General features: G+C 28.4%; 13 protein-coding genes. 11 read left to right on the top strand and 2 right to left on the bottom strand.

All coding sequences use genetic code 11. The features are described from left to right. Positions 1-205 precede the first annotated feature (205 nt). The gene (locus B2P65_RS09410) at positions 206-994 is read right to left on the bottom strand and encodes a hypothetical protein (protein WP_346846444.1); all 789 of its coding nucleotides are present in this window, start codon (positions 992-994) and stop codon (positions 206-208) included. Positions 995-1,172: 178 nt separating this feature from the next. Between B2P65_RS09410 and B2P65_RS09405 the strand changes: the two genes are divergently transcribed. The 7 genes from B2P65_RS09405 to megL all read left to right on the top strand — a co-directional run bounded on the left by B2P65_RS09405 (position 1,173) and on the right by megL (position 10,234). Next, a complete protein-coding gene (locus B2P65_RS09405; RefSeq protein WP_346846445.1) occupies positions 1,173-2,729 on the top strand; it encodes a hypothetical protein in 1,557 nt (518 codons plus the stop codon). A gap of 80 nt (positions 2,730-2,809) precedes the next feature. Further along, a complete protein-coding gene (locus B2P65_RS09400) occupies positions 2,810-3,079 on the top strand; it encodes a DUF3343 domain-containing protein (RefSeq protein ID WP_346846446.1) in 270 nt (89 codons plus the stop codon). Positions 3,080-3,386: 307 nt separating this feature from the next. Then, positions 3,387-4,883: a hypothetical protein gene (locus B2P65_RS09395; RefSeq protein WP_346877013.1), complete on the top strand. Its 1,497-nt coding sequence runs from the start codon at positions 3,387-3,389 to the stop codon at positions 4,881-4,883. Continuing rightward, a complete protein-coding gene (locus tag B2P65_RS09390; protein WP_346880042.1) occupies positions 4,876-6,402 on the top strand; it encodes a hypothetical protein in 1,527 nt (508 codons plus the stop codon). The genes B2P65_RS09395 and B2P65_RS09390 overlap by 8 nt, the downstream gene beginning before the upstream one ends. Before the next feature lie 278 nt (positions 6,403-6,680). Beyond that, positions 6,681-7,409 (top strand): HAD-IB family hydrolase, encoded by a 729-nt coding sequence (locus tag B2P65_RS09385; RefSeq protein ID WP_346846449.1) that lies wholly within the window; start codon positions 6,681-6,683, stop codon positions 7,407-7,409. A 106-nt stretch (positions 7,410-7,515) separates the two neighbouring features. Next, positions 7,516-8,763 carry a sigma 54-interacting transcriptional regulator gene (locus B2P65_RS09380; protein ID WP_346880041.1) on the top strand — a complete coding sequence of 416 codons (1,248 nt, stop codon included), beginning with the start codon at positions 7,516-7,518 and terminating at the stop codon, positions 8,761-8,763. 274 nt (positions 8,764-9,037) lie between these two features. Then, entirely contained in the window at positions 9,038-10,234 is a 1,197-nt protein-coding gene (gene megL, locus B2P65_RS09375; protein WP_346846451.1) for a methionine gamma-lyase, read from the top strand. Between the two features lie 66 nt (positions 10,235-10,300). On the opposite strand, the gene B2P65_RS09370 is transcribed toward megL, so the two are convergent. Continuing rightward, positions 10,301-12,109, bottom strand: coding sequence for a tetratricopeptide repeat-containing glycosyltransferase family 2 protein (locus B2P65_RS09370; RefSeq protein ID WP_346879230.1), 1,809 nt, complete (start codon positions 12,107-12,109; stop codon positions 10,301-10,303). Positions 12,110-12,413: 304 nt separating this feature from the next. Here B2P65_RS09370 and B2P65_RS09365 point away from each other — a divergent pair, with 304 nt between their 5' ends. The 4 genes from B2P65_RS09365 to B2P65_RS09350 all read left to right on the top strand — a co-directional run bounded on the left by B2P65_RS09365 (position 12,414) and on the right by B2P65_RS09350 (position 16,351). After that, on the top strand, positions 12,414-12,713 hold the full coding sequence (locus B2P65_RS09365) for a hypothetical protein (protein WP_150844550.1): 300 nt from the start codon (positions 12,414-12,416) through the stop codon (positions 12,711-12,713). A 74-nt stretch (positions 12,714-12,787) separates the two neighbouring features. After that, positions 12,788-13,585, top strand: coding sequence for a DNRLRE domain-containing protein (locus B2P65_RS09360; RefSeq protein ID WP_150844549.1), 798 nt, complete (start codon positions 12,788-12,790; stop codon positions 13,583-13,585). Between the two features lie 173 nt (positions 13,586-13,758). Next, entirely contained in the window at positions 13,759-15,783 is a 2,025-nt protein-coding gene (locus B2P65_RS09355; RefSeq protein WP_346846453.1) for a glycosyltransferase, read from the top strand. Positions 15,784-15,940: 157 nt separating this feature from the next. Further along, positions 15,941-16,351, top strand: a complete 411-nt coding sequence (locus B2P65_RS09350) for a hypothetical protein (RefSeq protein ID WP_346846454.1) — start codon at positions 15,941-15,943, stop codon at positions 16,349-16,351. Positions 16,352-16,420: the final 69 nt, after the last annotated feature.

Here is a 16,420-nt window from a genome sequence, read left to right as displayed (position 1 = left end):
TCAATTGTATGAATAATTAAGGTATGCAATTATTTGTTAAGTGTTTTATTATATTATATGATTTTTGTAGAAGAAAGGTGATGATAGATAAGCATTTATAAAAAAATATAATAATATATTTAAAAATATTATCACCTTTCACAATTACTAATTTTACCGAAGGTACATTATTCATATAGATATAGAACCCTTAATTATTCTTCAGTTATAGCAAGTCCGATAATACAGTTTCATTATCGTCACAGTCACAGTCTGGGAATAATGGGTCTAGGTTTTGATCAGGATAGAACTTAGGAATTGGGGCTCTATCAAATCTCTCACATGGATCTTCGTCAGGTTCTTCTTCACATGGTTCTTTTGGAACTGGACAGTAGTCATAAGCTGGGATAAGTAGTTGTACAATAAGCTCACATTTTACAACAATGTAGTAACCTAAAGTAATATCTAGAACATCATCCCCATTTAGATCTTGTAGTAATTCACCGTCTAGAGCTTCAGCAACCATTTCAAGTTTTATAATGTTAGAATCTAAATCTTCAGCCTGTTGAACAGGTACAAAACTAGCTGAAATTTGAGCTATGGAATCAGGACAGTAGAACTTTCCAATTACATCTGTCCTATTAATTTCATATAATTCACTTTTGTTTACGCCATCGCAATCAATATAATCAGCATAGAAAGAAATCACATAATTAAGAACTACTTTTTTAAAACCAGGTTTTCCTTTGAGCGGAAGCTTATCTACGGAAAGTAGCTCTACATTGAAGTCTCTACTACCAATATATCTCTTAGGATCAATGAGCGGATCGCTTCTTAATTGACTATCTGTTGTATTTGTGTCTGGACCTTCGCCGTATACGAGACATCTTTTAATTAGGCATTGATCAAAAATCTTAGGTACTTCAATGCAAACTAATTCTGAAGGATCAGGTAAACGTCCTTGTTTATTTACAAGACCAGGACGTGGCACAAATTTCTTGAAGTTAATGGACATAAATTCTCCTCCTCTTGAAAAATTATGATAAATATAAATATATTTAATACTTACAATACATCATATGTCAGAATATTAAAGTGGTGATATTAAAAAGTCAGGTTAATATAATTTTTTGTTATATAGAAGTGCATAATAAGTTTTTATTCAAATATAATTTTATAAAGGGGGAGTGAGTATGAATGGTGTATATCCTTGGATATATAGTGACTATAAAGATAACATATGGAAGTTTTCACGAAACGACAATAAAGAGTTATGTTATAGAATTATGTACAGAGAAGGAAAATGGACTAAAGAAACTCTAATTGATGTAGAGGTGCTAGGATTCGATGTTTATGTTAGTGTAGATGAGACAATACATGTGGTATACAGTAATACTAAAGGGGAACTGAGATACTGTACTATGAAAGATACGCAATGGTTGGGAAAGCTACTATATCAAGTGGAAAGTGAAGAATTTGAAATACAAAACTTAAAAGTAGAAATTATCGGAGATGAGATGCACATCTTTTATTTACTAGTAGGTAATGATGGTAGTGACCATGGAGTGTTAATGCATTGTATATGGAATGGAAAAGAAACTAAAATTACCACAATACAGGATATTATATTGATACCTAATTTAAAAGAATATTATTCAGTACATGTAAATAAAAAGGGTAATATTTATGCATTTTTTATTTCAGATGAAGGTGATGAGATATCTTTAAACTATTGTAACTTTGAAAATCACAGATGGTCGATTGCAAGAAGACTTTATGGCATTCAAGGAGAGGATATAGGGTTTGAAGTGTTAATGGATCAACAGGAAATTCATATACTAAATAAATCTAGAGAAGACTCTATTTATTTTCTTGATCATGTTTCTATAGATATTATCGGAAGTATAAAAGAATTCAGAGTTCATGAAAGTAGAAAAGAATTGAAAGAACCTATATTATTTACTAAAAGTAATAAATTGTACGTTTGTTGGCTAGAACAAGGGAAGATTTCCTATTCAGCCTTTGATGGTAAAAAATGGAGTAGCGTAGTTTATTTTGATAGAGGTAATGAGCTTACAGTAGAAAGATATAATTGTTTTATTGGTATAGATAAGGATAGTGCTACTAAAGTAAAAAAAATTTATGGAACTAGTGGATTGGATTTGTATTTGTTTAATCCAAGTGAAATTATAACAAGTATGAAAGATTCATTAAAAAAAGAAGGAAATCAAGTTAAAGGAGCAACACTTCAGGAAAGAGAATCAATTGAAAGTTTAAAACTTGAATTATCTAGTGTAAATTTAGAAAAGAAAAATTTAGAAAAGAAAATTATAGCATTAAATTTACAATTACAAAAAAATCAAAGATTTATAGATGAATATGAGGAACAAATTGCTAGAATATTAGAACAAAAGCGGAAGTCAGATGAGAACTGTAATATATTCTTGAAATTGCAGAAGAACATTCAAAAAGAGTTAGAGGGAACAAAAAAAAAGTTTTTGGAAGAAGAACTCCTTACAACAAGTATTCAAAAAGAGTTAGAATATACAAAACAACAATTGCTAGAAGAAAGGAAGATTAAAGTAGCGGTAGAAAGTAAATTGAAAGAATGCCAAGAAGAAAATGTAATAATTAAACAGCAAGGTGAGATCATAAATGAAGAAAAAAGGAGATTGAGTGAAGAACTTGAATTAGAAAAGAATCAATCCATTATGGAACGATTACTAAGAAGAAGGACAAATGGAGTATAAAGTCACTTCTACAGCTTTAAAGCATACAATAAAGTAAGGAGCCTGTATAAATTAAGGCGTCACAAAATAGAGGTGATAATATGAAAATAGAAGATTACGATTATATCATGGTCTTTACTTCTCATCACAGGGCGCTATATATTTACGAGCGTTTAGTTAGAAAAAATATAGCGGTAAAACTTGTTACTGCTCCTAATAAAATTAATATTAGTTGTACTCAAGCAGTGAAATTTAAAGAAATAGATATGGAAGCTATACAAAAAGAATTACAAAGAAATAATATTTACCCAACTAGTATGTATAAGATTGTTAAAGAAGGAAAAAGCCAAACTTATGAATTAGTTGAATAATATTTGCTTGGTTAGTTTTTTTATATTTATATTGCATAATAAGCAAGCATAAAGCATATTTTTTAGTATAAGAGTGAACTCGGAAACTAACTTCAAATAGAATCAAAAATAGTTTTTATATAGTTTTAGTACCGATCACTCTTTAAGTTATTATTTGGATTAATTTATAATTAAAATCACTTATATAGGCTGAAAAGTGAAAATTGAATATTAAGATAAATTATATAATAGACCTAGAATAATGATATAAAGATTTACTGATGGCACAATATGATTTATTAGTAAAGGAGGAGGTGAAGGCGAGTCTATGTTTAATAAAAGAGAGAAAATCATCTATTATATATCGCATTTAGGAACAGGAAAGGTATCTATAATTGATGGGGATAGTTATAGTATTATAAAAGAGATTGATGTTGGTCCAAGGCCTCTAAGTATTATTGTTGATGAAAAAAGCAATGTGTATATAGCTAGTGATAGAAATAGTAAAGTTACACTTATTGAGGATTTATATGATTCAAATAGAACATGGAATATTACTAACAATGGTAATATAAAAGTAGATTTCATAGCTCAGAAAATCTATGTCTGTGATACTGAGGAAGTATGTATTTATAGCTTAAGATCTGGTGAAAAGCTTGGTTGCATAAAAGGGTTTATGGCTGCAGATAGTTTAGAACTTGACAAGGAGAAGAAGAAATTATTTGTACTGGACATTTTTCAGAATGAAATAAATGTTTATGATACATCAGACTTCCAATTGATAAAAGTGTACAAAGATGTTGGGACTGCGCCTAGCTGTATTCTTATTGGAGAAGATGAAAAATATATTTATATATGTAATAAAGGAATTAATAAAGGAAATTATATGGGCAATGTCTCTATATTGAATCTTGAAAATGGGGATATTTCATATATAGATTTCCCAAAAGGGTCTGATATTACATCTTTAGATCAGGCCGGGATTCTTTTATATGTAGCAAATAGTGGGTTGCATAGAATTGAAGTTATAGATATCTTAAAAAGAGAAAGTATAGCAACAATAAAAACTACTCTACCAGAATTACAAAGAATTAAATTATCTCCTGATAAAAAAACATTACTTGTAACTAGTATAAGTAATGATGGGAAAGGGGTATTTGAAAGGATTGATATTTCTAATAATGTTATTTTAGATACTCTTACTTTTGTACAGAATAATAGTATTCCATACGATATAGGTGTGGTTACTCAGAATAAATTTCAAGTAGATGAAGAATCTTTTATTTTCGCAGAGTGTGAAGATGAAGAAAAACAAGAAAATGTAACCACTATATTAGCAAAAAAAGTTATATCTACCTATCAAGAAAAAATAATCTTTCCACAGGTATTAAATGAAGTATCTTCAAAAGGTGAAAAAATTATAAGTGTGGAAGAAATTGTATTTAAAAAGTGTGAAATTGTAAAAGAAACAAAGAATAGAGAAATTATAGATAGTCGAAAAAAATACTCAATACTACAATATGATTTTTATATTCCCTATTACATAGAATGCAAAGATGAACGGGAACAAAAATATATAGTTGAAGGAAAAATTAAGGGAACACAAAAAGCGACATTATATATACCCGCATATGCAGAACAAGAGGGAGTAGAATTTGTAATCAATTCTTTTGCTAAATTAACAGGCACTCCAGTAATTATAAACAACAGTTTGAAGTTTGATGTTAGTGTTTTGATTTCAACAAAGGTAATTGTAGAAGAAATAGTATTTATTCCATTTTGTAGAGACTGTGAAGGTTGTAGAGGAGAGAAGAAAGATGACTAACGAAAAATATGATTGTTTTTTGGTTAAGCAGAAAGATGGAAGATTACTAAAGTTTTGTTATGATAGTAACCAAGGCATATATTATCAAATACTTATGAATCATGAGTGGTCAGAGAAGATAAGCATTTATAAAGATAGTTTTGAATATTTTTATGTTTTGGAGGAGTGGAATGGGAAGATTCATGTTTTCTGTCAGGATATTTGTGGCGATCTTATTTTATCTACATTGGAAGGAAAAGAATGGACGCATAAAACTCTCCTCCATATGAAGTATGATGTAATTACACCTATACGGATTAGAGCTTTTTTTTGCTCCAAGGATATTCATTTACTATATAACGTAGTAGATAAACATACTTATTCAGAAATATTAGTTCATCAATTTGCTGAAAATGGAACGTTATGGACTCAACCGCAAATAATTGCTAATTTAGAATGTTACTCTAAGTTTCCGTATGGTACTTGCCAAGCGTGTGAATCTAATATAATCTTATTAAACACTATGGTAGCTGGAGTATATCAATTAATTTCTAGAAATTTCCACGTTGTAGAAGGGCGATGGGGAAAGGAAGAAGTTATACACATGTCTCTCTTACCATACATAGATTTTACTTTTTGTGTAGAAAAAAATATAAAGCATTATCTGTTTATTACTCAAGATGATCATGTTAACAGAGTGATTTACCAGTATAAGGAAGCAGGGCTGCAAAAAAATACTATACTGTTTCAACATGTAAATATTAATTCTTGCACATTAATATTATATAATAGGGTGTTATGGGCTTTGTGGATTTGCGATAACAAGCTTTATGGATGTTTTTCTGCAGACTGTGGACAAAATTTTAGCAATCCTCAAGTGTACAGGCATTTTGATAAGATATTGCCTAAGAAAGTATTTTATCAAGAAAATATAGAAGATAAACAAAACAATTATTTTATTAATGAGATATATGTAGTGAATGTTAATGGACAGGAACAAATGTTTTTGCCGGAATTTTTAGAAAATTCAATAGATACTGAAGTAGAGAATAATAAAAACCTAGAGCATAAGGTTGAAAATTCTATATTTAAAAAGGAGGAGTTAAAAAATTATTTTTCAAAAGTTAAAATACTTAAAAGAGAAAAAGAAGAATTAGAATTAAAGCTTAAAGAGACTTATGAAGAATTAAGAACATTGAAAGAGGATATGCAGTATGAAAAAAATCAAATATCAAATTTGAAATATAAATTTTACAATGAAAAAGAGAAAATTAATATATATATGTATGATAATGATGTATTAAAAAAGAAAAATAGTTGTTTAGAGCAGATGCTGTTACAAAAGGATAAAGAAAAAATATTAATGGAAAAGAAATTAGATGAAAAAGAAAAAGAAAATGAAGATTTAAAACAACAAATGAATGTTAAGAGTGTCGAGAATTTATCTAATCTAAAAGAAGCTAAAACAAAAAATGAAAATAAAATTCCTAAACATGTGAGATTTTCTTTGATTAAATGGTTACTAGATGATGAAATTTAAAAGCATTCCTAATAAAATGTCATTGACAAAAGGGTGCCTTTTATTATGTAGGTTTTGTATAAAATATTTAATTATTATAATAATAGAAAATGACGGATTTATTTAATAGATTAGTAAAATCCAAATTAGTGAACCCTATTATGAATACTGGACTTTAAATCATAAATATGTTATTGTAGATAAAATATTATAATGGAAACTTCTTCTTATTTTTATTTGAAGAAGTAAATCTACTAACAAAAGTGTAGAGTTGAAGTGTCATTTAAGGAGGGCTTTATATGGGAAAGATTGCAGCATTTTTTGATATAGATGGAACTATCTATAGAGAAGGTTTAATAACAGAAGTTTTTAAGAAAATAATAAAATATGAGTTAGTTGAAGAAGATAAATGGTATAATGAAGTTAGGCCAGCTTTTTCCAAGTGGGATATTAGACAAGGGGATTATGATACCTATTTACTTAAAATGATTGACGTTTATATTGAGGCAACTAAGGGTTTGAGTAAAGAACATATAGAACATATAGCTAGAAATGTGATTAATCAGAAAGGTGATAGGGTATATACATTTTCTAGGGATAAAATTAAATGGCATAAGGAACAAGGTCATGTTGTAATTGCTATTTCTGGATCTCCCATAGAGCTTGTAAGAGAGATGGCAGGGAAATATGAAATGGACGATTTTAGGGGTACCATTTATAAAGCCGATGACCACGGAAAATATACTGGTGAAATTATACCAATGTGGGATTCTGTAAGTAAAGAAAATGCTTTAATGGAGTTAAAAGAAAAATATGATATAGATTTAAGTAAAAGTTATGCTTATGGAGATACTTCTGGGGATTTAACTATGTTTAAATCTGTAGGAAATCCATATGCTATAAATCCAACTAAAGAGCTTATTTCAAAGATAATAGAAAATGAAGAAGTAAAGAAAAAAATCAATGTTATAGTGGAACGAAAAGATGTCATTTATAAATTAGATATTAATAATTTAGAATTAATCTAAGTAAAATAAAGTTTTATATTTTAAGGGATAGCTTAAGTGGCGTTACAATAGAAGTCTTGTAACGCCACTTTTAAACATAGTACTTTCTTACAAAAGGGGGATTTGTATGATTAGATTTGAGATAATTACAAGAGATAGATTGGGAATTACAGTAGAGATATTAGAGAAAATTTACAATAGGAAAATTAACTTGATTTCTATGGAAGTGTTTTTTCAAAAGGTATGTGTAAAGGTTGAGGACATGGAAGATGGGTTAAAGAAGGAACTAATGAAAGAGATTTGTAATATTAAAGATATTATTTCAGTTAAAGAAATGGATTTATTATATTATGAACAGAAAGAAAAAAAGTTAAAAGCCATAATAGATTCAATAGAGGATAGGGAATTCAAGAACATAATTGGTACAAGCAAGGCAATAGAGCAAGTTAAAAATATGACTTTGACTATTGGAAAGAGTAACTCAACGGTGTTATTAAGAGGTGAAAGTGGTACGGGTAAGGAAGTCTTTGCAAAGGCAATACATGACATAAGCCCTAGGTGTAATAAGAATTTTATTGCTATTAACTGTGCAGCATTACCAGAAACCTTATTAGAGAGTGAGTTGTTTGGATATGAGCCAGGAAGCTTTACAGGTGCAACGATAGGGGGAAAAGATGGTATTATTAAAGAAGCTAGTGGAGGAACTTTATTTTTAGATGAAATAGGAGAAATGCCTATTTTTATTCAAGCAAAGTTATTAAGAGTGATACAAGAAGGGAAAATTAGAAAAATTGGTAGTAATAAAGAAGAATCCATAGATGTAAGAATCATAGCTGCAACTAACAAGAATCTTGAGAACATGATTAAGGATAAAACTTTTAGAGAAGATTTATATTATAGATTAAATGTAGTTCCTATGTATATTCCAACATTAAAGGAACGATTAGAGGACATTCCGATGTTTGTACAGTTCTTTATAGAGAAGTTAAATTATAAATTAAATAAAAATATAAAGGGCGCTGATGTTGATTTCATTAGCGAGTTAATGAAATATCATTGGCCTGGAAATGTTAGAGAGTTACAAAACGTTATAGAAAGAGCAATGAATTTATGCAAAGGTGACATATTAACTGCAGAGGATATTTTTATTAATTTTAAGAATGATATTTATAGCTATGGACCTAAAGAGATTATAGATAAAAAATCTGATGAATATTTGCAGCTACCATTAAAAGATATAATGGAGAAATGTGAAAAAGAAATTATTAAAAAAACTATAGATAATTATAAGAGTTATAGAAAAGCTGCAAGTGTACTTAAAGTTTCTCATACTACAATAATGAATAAAATTAATAAGTACCATATAAAAATGTAGGTGTTTTTGTATTAAAGTATGTAAAAATTAATTTACAGATGTAAAAAAACATTTACAAAAAATTCTGATAAGTAAAGATATATTTACACTAAATTAGTATAAATATTAAGAGTTGCATATTATAAAAATAAATGAGATTCTCCTTTCCTTGTTATTAAAGCTTTGTCTAAAACTATATTCACCTAGATCTAAGTATCACTTAAATTATCCTTAATTTGGCACTAGAATTGCTATATATTATTGTAAAAATAATTTATATTGGGAGGTCAAATTAATGGGGAATAATTTAAAAACAATGGGCTTTGCTACTAGAGCAATTCATGGTGGACACGTTAAGGATCAATTTGGTGCTTTAGCTACTCCTATTCATCAAACAGCAACCTTTACTTTCGAATCTGCAGAGCAAGGTGGTAGACGATTTGCTCTTGAAGAAGGTGGATATATATATTCAAGACTTGGAAATCCAACAAATACTCAATTGGAAGATAAGTTAGCAATGCTAGAAGGTGCAGAGGCGGCAATTTCTACAGCGTCTGGCATTGGAGCTGTTGCATCAGCATTTTGGACAGTGTTAAAAGCTGGAGACCATGTGGTAGCAGCAAAAACTCTTTATGGATGTACCTATGCTTATTTGAATCATGGAATAAGCAGATATGGGGTTGAGGTAACTTTTGTAGATACCACCAATCTTGAAGAAGTAAGACAGGCTATGCGAGAAAATACTAAGGTAGTTTATTTAGAAACACCAGCAAATCCAAACCTTGAAGTTGCAGATATAGAAGCTATAAGTGAGATAGCTCACCAAAATAAGGATTGTATAGTAATGGTTGATAATACTTTCTGTACTCCATATATTCAAAGACCATTAGAATTTGGAGCTGATGTAGTAATTCATTCAGGAACAAAATTCTTAAATGGTCATGGAGATGTAATTTCTGGTTTTGTAGTTGGAAGTGGAGAATTTATAAAAAATGTTAGATTATTTGGTGTAAAGGATATGACAGGAGCTAGCTTGAGTCCTTTTGATGCATTTTTAATCATTAGAGGTATGAAAACTCTAGAAATAAGAATGGAAAAACATTGTGAAAATGCTATGAAAGTAGCTAAATTTTTAGAAGGACATAATGCAGTGGAAAAAGTATATTATCCAGGTTTAGAAAGCTTCCCACAATATGAATTAGCTAAAAAGCAAATGTCTTTACCAGGAGCTGTAATAGCTTTTGAGGTAAAAGGTGGAATCGAAGAAGGTAAGAAAGTTATAAACAGTACAGAGCTTTGTACAATAGCAGTAAGTCTTGGAGATGCTGAAACTTTAATTCAACATCCAGCATCAATGACACATTCACCATACACTAAAGAAGAAAGAGAAATGGCTGGTATTAGTGATGGATTAATAAGAATAGCTGTTGGTCTAGAAAATGTGGAAGACATAATAAATGATTTAGATAATGCATTAAAGTGTATACTATAATATAGTATAGTATAGAACTAATAAAGACTCCTAAATTAACGTTTGGGAGTCTTTAATTATATAGATTTATGAGACGTCTTTATTATTAATGCAATATTGCAATATATCTAGACTATCACTATCATAAACTTCAAATTCTTTTATTGACCTAATGATTTCTTTTTTGGCATGCTCAATATATCCATGTTTAAAATATAGTTTTCCTAGATTAAGAAGCACAAATTTATTATTTATTAAATTTAGTAAGTGTACAGCTATTTTAAGTTCGTCATATTTATCATTTATAAGCAATATTTCACATATTTCTAGAATAATATCAAGATATTCCCTTTCATTTTCATCTTCGGATAAAAGAGTGGTGGATTCTTTGGTAAATAATTTTAAAAACTGTGAATACACTTCTAATAGTTTTTTATTGTAACCTAATAAGGAATCCTCTTTAAAATTGGATAATAAGGATAACGCCTTATCATAATTATTAGTTAATACACTACTTATAACTTTGTACATTGAAAAATATAAATTTGAAGAATTATCATCAACTATATTGGTCATGTCAATACACTTGGTAAAGGAACCAGACATTACAAGACATTTAGCTTTAAGTAATACCAGCTCTTCAGTAATAGTTTCAGATAGTTCACATTTTTCTACGTATTCCAATGCTATTTCATAGAGTCCTTCATTATAAAACAAATCTGCAATAATATGATTAGATTTTGGAGAACTAGAAATAAGATCTTCTATAATCCTTTTAAAGTTATCCATTGGGGTATTTTTGAATTTTAATATATCTCCAATAAGGTATAAGGGATTAAGGAAATCTGACTTTGATTTAAGTGTTTCAATATAATAATTGTATGCAGCATCATAGTCTTTTAGTGCGAAGTAGGCATTGCCTAACTCATAGTATGCCTTGAAACTTCCTATTCCGTATAAGCATTTTAATTCAGATGGTGCTTCACCTAGCTCAATACATTCTTTAAGAGCTTTTATCTGAAGTGTAGGCATATTCATATCTTTAAAAATAAGAGATTTTAAAAAATATAAGTCAGTAAATTTAGGATAATGCTTAATACCGATGTCTATGAACTTAAAAGCTGTATCATAATTTTTAATTTTATAGTTTAAGAAAATTATCCTAAATATTAGTAAATAACTATATCCGTTGTATGGGTCAAATTTCTCATAGGATTTATAGTAATGTTCTAACGCAGTTTCATTATCGTTTAATGCTGCGTATTCAGTACCGAGGTTAAAGTGAGCAAAGGAATCATTGGGGTCTTTTTTTATTTGATCATTTAAAATAGGTATATTTCTATTTCTTTTATTCTTAGATTCTATTGATTTAGTCATATATCCATAATGATTAATTTGCATTAATTGATAAATTGCTTTATATTTGTTTTCTGAGTATACTAATTGATTATGAATTTCTCCTTCATAGTGAGTTCCATGGTTATTTTTAAATAGTCTAGGATTTAAATTTATAGTTATTGAATTATCATCAACAATATTTCCATAATAATTTAATGTTTCAAAGTAGTAAATCGCATTTTCATCTAATTGTCTGTATAGTAAATCTTTCAAGTTTTCTTGATTCTTAGGGGATAATTCATCATCTGCATCTAATATGAGTATCCAATCTTTGGTAGCATGCTTTAGTGATTCATTTCTAGCTTCACTAAAGTTATTGTGCCAAGGAAAATAGTAAACTTTAGCCCCAAAGCTTTTGGCAATATCTACAGTTTTATCCGTAGACCCTGTATCAACAATAATAATTTCATCCACAATATCTTTAATGCTGTTAAGACAGCTTGGCAAATAGTTTTCTTCATTTTTTACAATCATACACAAGCTTACTTCATTTTTCATAATATATTATCTCCTCTTTTAAATAAAACCTTCATTGTTGAATAAATAAAATATTCTATTAGTTTTACCATATATACTATGTAAAAATTTAATGAACTGTTCTTGTAGTAAACATTACTATTTATATAATAATATTTAGTTCTATTTGTGAGAAATAAAATAGAGTGAAGGAGAAAAAGTATAACTACTATACTTGTATTTAGAAAAGTAATTACAGGATAATAAATTTAAAATCACATTTTGTATATAAGGTCATATAATATATCAGGAGCAAAATCCTAAAAAAATTTGGGGGATGAATTTTATGGCTTTAACAATTGATTTTGATACTCCTCAAACTGGTACACCTCGTTCTGTTGGAGTTACAGGCACTGTTGCTAGAAATAGTCTTGCTTATTTAACCATTAGACTTAATGTTACAAACGCTGTTTCAACAGGAAGAGATAGATCGTTTTATAGAGTAATTGCTTATGATAATACAGCAAATGGAACATCATTAGCTGTTAATACCTCTTATACTTTGTCAATTGTACCAAAATTTATAACAGGTGATACTGTTGACGAATCTACTGGTGTAGTAACTGCATGGTCATATACCATCTAGAACTATTTATAATGGCATGGAGCAATTTATTGCTCCATGCTTTAAACTAATGGATTAAAAAAGAGGTGACAAATTTGTCAAATATAATAATTTATGCTACTAAGAGTCTTACGGTAACCAGTAAATTGATAAACGGAAATATGAATAAACCTACTATAACTGTAGGTAGTGATGGTATACACAACTATATTAGTTACCTATTTTTTGATATTTCTAGTATACCAAGTAATGCATCAATTTCTAGTGCAGAACTTGTATTGTTTAAGACAAATAATTTTTATAATGATTGTAGGAAAATATTTTCAATATACCCCCTATGTGATTATTTCAGCACTTATACAACTTTCAATAATCGACCAGAAGTAGATATCAATATTAAAAAAAATTTTCATCCAATAACTTCAGATGTGGCTATAACAGTGGATTTAACTGATTTTGTTGTATTATGGTTACAGAATAAATTAAGTAATAGAGGTATAGCATTACTTGATAGAAGTAATAGCATTCTTACACAATTTGGTTCTTCAATATGTAAGGATAGATATCTTGTTCCATTTTTGAAAGTGGTTATAAACGACGAGTGTAAATGTTGTAAGGAATGCAATTGTTGTAACAAAGGGGAAGGCACTATAAGACAGGTAAATGTCAAGGGAACTGTTGCAGAGAATTCAAAGTATGTAGCCATAGTAAATATTGGAGTAACAAGAAGTGGTACTGGACATACAGATAATTATTATATAACTGATGAATATAACAATTTATCAAATAGTAGTCCTCTTTATGTAGATAAAATCTATAATATGGCTATAGTACCAAAGGAAAATCCAGGAGATATAGAGACTGTAAGCTTTTATGGTTCATATAAGGAGTAGATTATTAGTTTCTACTATAATTAGTAATCTTTTGTTCAAATTAATATAAAACTGTATGATTACTAATTAACATAAGATATGGTAAAGATAAATGAGATTTTATTGGATAAGTTATCAATAGAATAAGTATCTATTCTTACTATATTTAATAATAATAATGAAGGAGCAATAGTATGGTTGAAAATGTAAGTAGTATGAGAGTTGATTCTGAGAAAAGTAATAGAAAAAATATTGTCTTTTTTGTAAAACAAGGGCTAGATAGTTTTTTAGAAGATATTATTAATGGATTATCTCATGACTATGTGACTAAAAAAATAGTGGTAACAAATTTAAAGCAAATTGATGAAGGGATGAAGTGTGCCGATATATGCTGGTTTGAGTGGTGTGATGAATTAATATCCTATGGAAGTAAACTTAGCATTGCTAAAGAAAAGAATATTATATGTAGAATACACAGCTATGAATCCTTTACTGAATATCCATGTAATGTTTACTGGAAAAATGTTGATAAAATCATATTTGTAGCAGAACATATAAGGAATTTTACTATTGATAATTTCAATATTGATAAAGAAAAAACCATAGTAATTCCTAATGGTATAGATATTCCTAAATGGACTTTTCAAGATAGAAAACCTGGGTTTAATATTGCGTATGTAGGTTATATAAACTATAAGAAAGGACCTATGCTATTGCTTCATACTTTTAAAGCTATATATGATAAAAACAGCCAATACAAATTATATATTGCTGGTAAATTTCAAGATACTAGAGATGTTTTGTATTTTAATCAAATGATAAAAGCATTTGAATTAGAAAATAATGTAGTTTATGAGGGTTGGCAGGATAACCTAGATAAATGGCTAGAAGATAAAAATTATATATTATGTACAAGTATTTTAGAATCACAAAACATTAGTGTTATGCAAGCTATGGCAAAAGGGATAAAACCTATAATCCATAATTTTGTTGGTGCAAAAGAAATATATCCTCAGTGTTTAATTTGGAATACAATAAATGATGCTCTTGAGATGGTAATTGATAGTAAATATGATTCTCAAGAGTATAATTGTTTTGTTAAGAATGATTTTGAGTTGCAGGATCAAATAGAAAAACTAAAGGCATTATTCATAACTCTATCTGAAATAAAAAAAGTTTCAATGATTGAGCAACCATTAGTTACTATAGGAATAACAAATTATAATGGTAATAAATACTTATCAAAATGTGTAGATTCTTTTATAAATCAAACCTATCCTAATATAGAAATTTTACTTATAGATGACTGTTCAACAGACGGCTCTGATGAAATAATTAGAAATTATGAGAAAAAACATAAAAATATACGCGGAATTTATCATAGTCTGAACTCAGGTGGAGCATCAAAAGGAATTCAAGAAATTATTAGTAACGCAAAGGGGAAGTATTTTCAATGGATTGCTTGTGATGATTTTGTAGAAAGGGATGCTATTTACAAATTTGTAGAGTATTTAGAAAAAAATACCAATAAGGACTATGTATTTAGTGACTTTAATATAGTGGATGAAGATAATATAATAGTTCAGCAATGGAACTACCAAGTTCATCCTAAAGATGAGGTCATTGAACGTATTTTTAAATCTGCATCGGGTATTATACCTATGAATTGTCTTCATAGATTGAACTTTTTTAAGGACAACAAAATAAATTGGATAGTTTATAAAAACAATGATTTTTCTGCAGATACATTGAATTGTCTGCAGTTAATAAAATATAATTGGAATTATGGAAAAGTAGATGGTGCAGTAATAAATTATAGAATTCATTCAAATAATTTATCACATAACTTACAAAGGAGAATAGATTCATCTGTTACTATATTCGATTATATAATTAAAAATTTTAAAGAAGAAGTATATGCATCTGAAATTAAATGGAGTCAATTTGAGGATAGGGACCAGCTAAAAAATTATGTAATAGCTCAATTTTATTATAATCAAATTCAAAATCATATAAATATGAAAGCAATACCCCAATATATAAAGTGTAATGTTGCTAAAGAAGAAATAGTAAAATATTGTTTTATTTTTGCAAAGGAAGGGATGAAGTATATTGATGAAGGATTAAAGCATGGAGGAGCTTTTCTAAATGAATTTCTTAATTTAAAAGAGTTATATGATAAATATAAAAAAGAAGTCGAAGATTTAGGAAGTGTTTAGTAAATAGAAATAGCATAAAAAATTCTATAGTTTTTAATTCCACATACTTTTAGGTATAAAAATAGTAATTTTAAGTAATATATACAAAAAAGTATAGATTTCTGCTAAAATAGTATTAGAAATTATTTAATATAATTATATAAGGGGGAATTATAAAATGGAAAAAAAGACGAGGGGATTTTGGACCACATTAGTGTTAGTATTTTACATTCTTGGAGGAATTAGTTCAATAGTAACTGCTATTATAAATAAGTCGTTAGCTGAAATAGTTCCAGAGGCTGCTCTTAGCAGTGGTATGGTAGTATATTCAATCATATCTGGTATAATAATTATCCTTATTTCTATAGGAATTTTCATGTGGAAAAAGGCGGCAGTATATGCTTTGGCAGTATACTATCCTGTTAACTTTTTATTAGGTTTAATTACAATGGATTATAGTATGGCACCAGTAGTGATTGTTTCAATAATTGTTGGTGTAATAGGTATTATAATATCATATCTAATGGTATTCAGCCTACTTAAAAAAATAAAATATAATGAAGAAGTAAAAAATACAATGAATGTATAAAATTAGTGTATAATAAATAAAGAAGATAGNNCTATCTTCTTTATTTATTATAGAATAGGACAAGGAGTG

Source organism: Clostridium sp. UBA3061 (assembly GCF_002367465.1).
Classification (GTDB): Bacteria; Bacillota; Clostridia; order Clostridiales; family Clostridiaceae; genus Clostridium_J; species Clostridium_J sulfidigenes.
This window is presented reverse-complemented; position numbering and strand designations above follow the sequence as displayed.

What these genes read in the sequence shown, in the direction of transcription:
- B2P65_RS09350 (WP_346846454.1), top strand. Translation starts at nt 15,941, where the DNA reads ATGGAAAAAAAGACGAGGGGATTTTGGACCACATTAGTGTTAGTATTT.
- B2P65_RS09380 (WP_346880041.1), top strand. Translation starts at nt 7,516, where the DNA reads ATGATTAGATTTGAGATAATTACAAGAGATAGATTGGGAATTACAGTA.
- B2P65_RS09355 (WP_346846453.1), top strand. Translation starts at nt 13,759, where the DNA reads ATGGTTGAAAATGTAAGTAGTATGAGAGTTGATTCTGAGAAAAGTAAT.
- B2P65_RS09405 (WP_346846445.1), top strand. Translation starts at nt 1,173, where the DNA reads ATGAATGGTGTATATCCTTGGATATATAGTGACTATAAAGATAACATA.
- B2P65_RS09395 (WP_346877013.1), top strand. Translation starts at nt 3,387, where the DNA reads ATGTTTAATAAAAGAGAGAAAATCATCTATTATATATCGCATTTAGGA.
- B2P65_RS09365 (WP_150844550.1), top strand. Translation starts at nt 12,414, where the DNA reads ATGGCTTTAACAATTGATTTTGATACTCCTCAAACTGGTACACCTCGT.
- megL (WP_346846451.1), top strand. Translation starts at nt 9,038, where the DNA reads ATGGGGAATAATTTAAAAACAATGGGCTTTGCTACTAGAGCAATTCAT.
- B2P65_RS09390 (WP_346880042.1), top strand. Translation starts at nt 4,876, where the DNA reads ATGACTAACGAAAAATATGATTGTTTTTTGGTTAAGCAGAAAGATGGA.
- B2P65_RS09400 (WP_346846446.1), top strand. Translation starts at nt 2,810, where the DNA reads ATGAAAATAGAAGATTACGATTATATCATGGTCTTTACTTCTCATCAC.
- B2P65_RS09370 (WP_346879230.1), bottom strand. Translation starts at nt 12,109, where the DNA reads ATGAAAAATGAAGTAAGCTTGTGTATGATTGTAAAAAATGAAGAAAAC.
- B2P65_RS09410 (WP_346846444.1), bottom strand. Translation starts at nt 994, where the DNA reads ATGTCCATTAACTTCAAGAAATTTGTGCCACGTCCTGGTCTTGTAAAT.
- B2P65_RS09385 (WP_346846449.1), top strand. Translation starts at nt 6,681, where the DNA reads ATGGGAAAGATTGCAGCATTTTTTGATATAGATGGAACTATCTATAGA.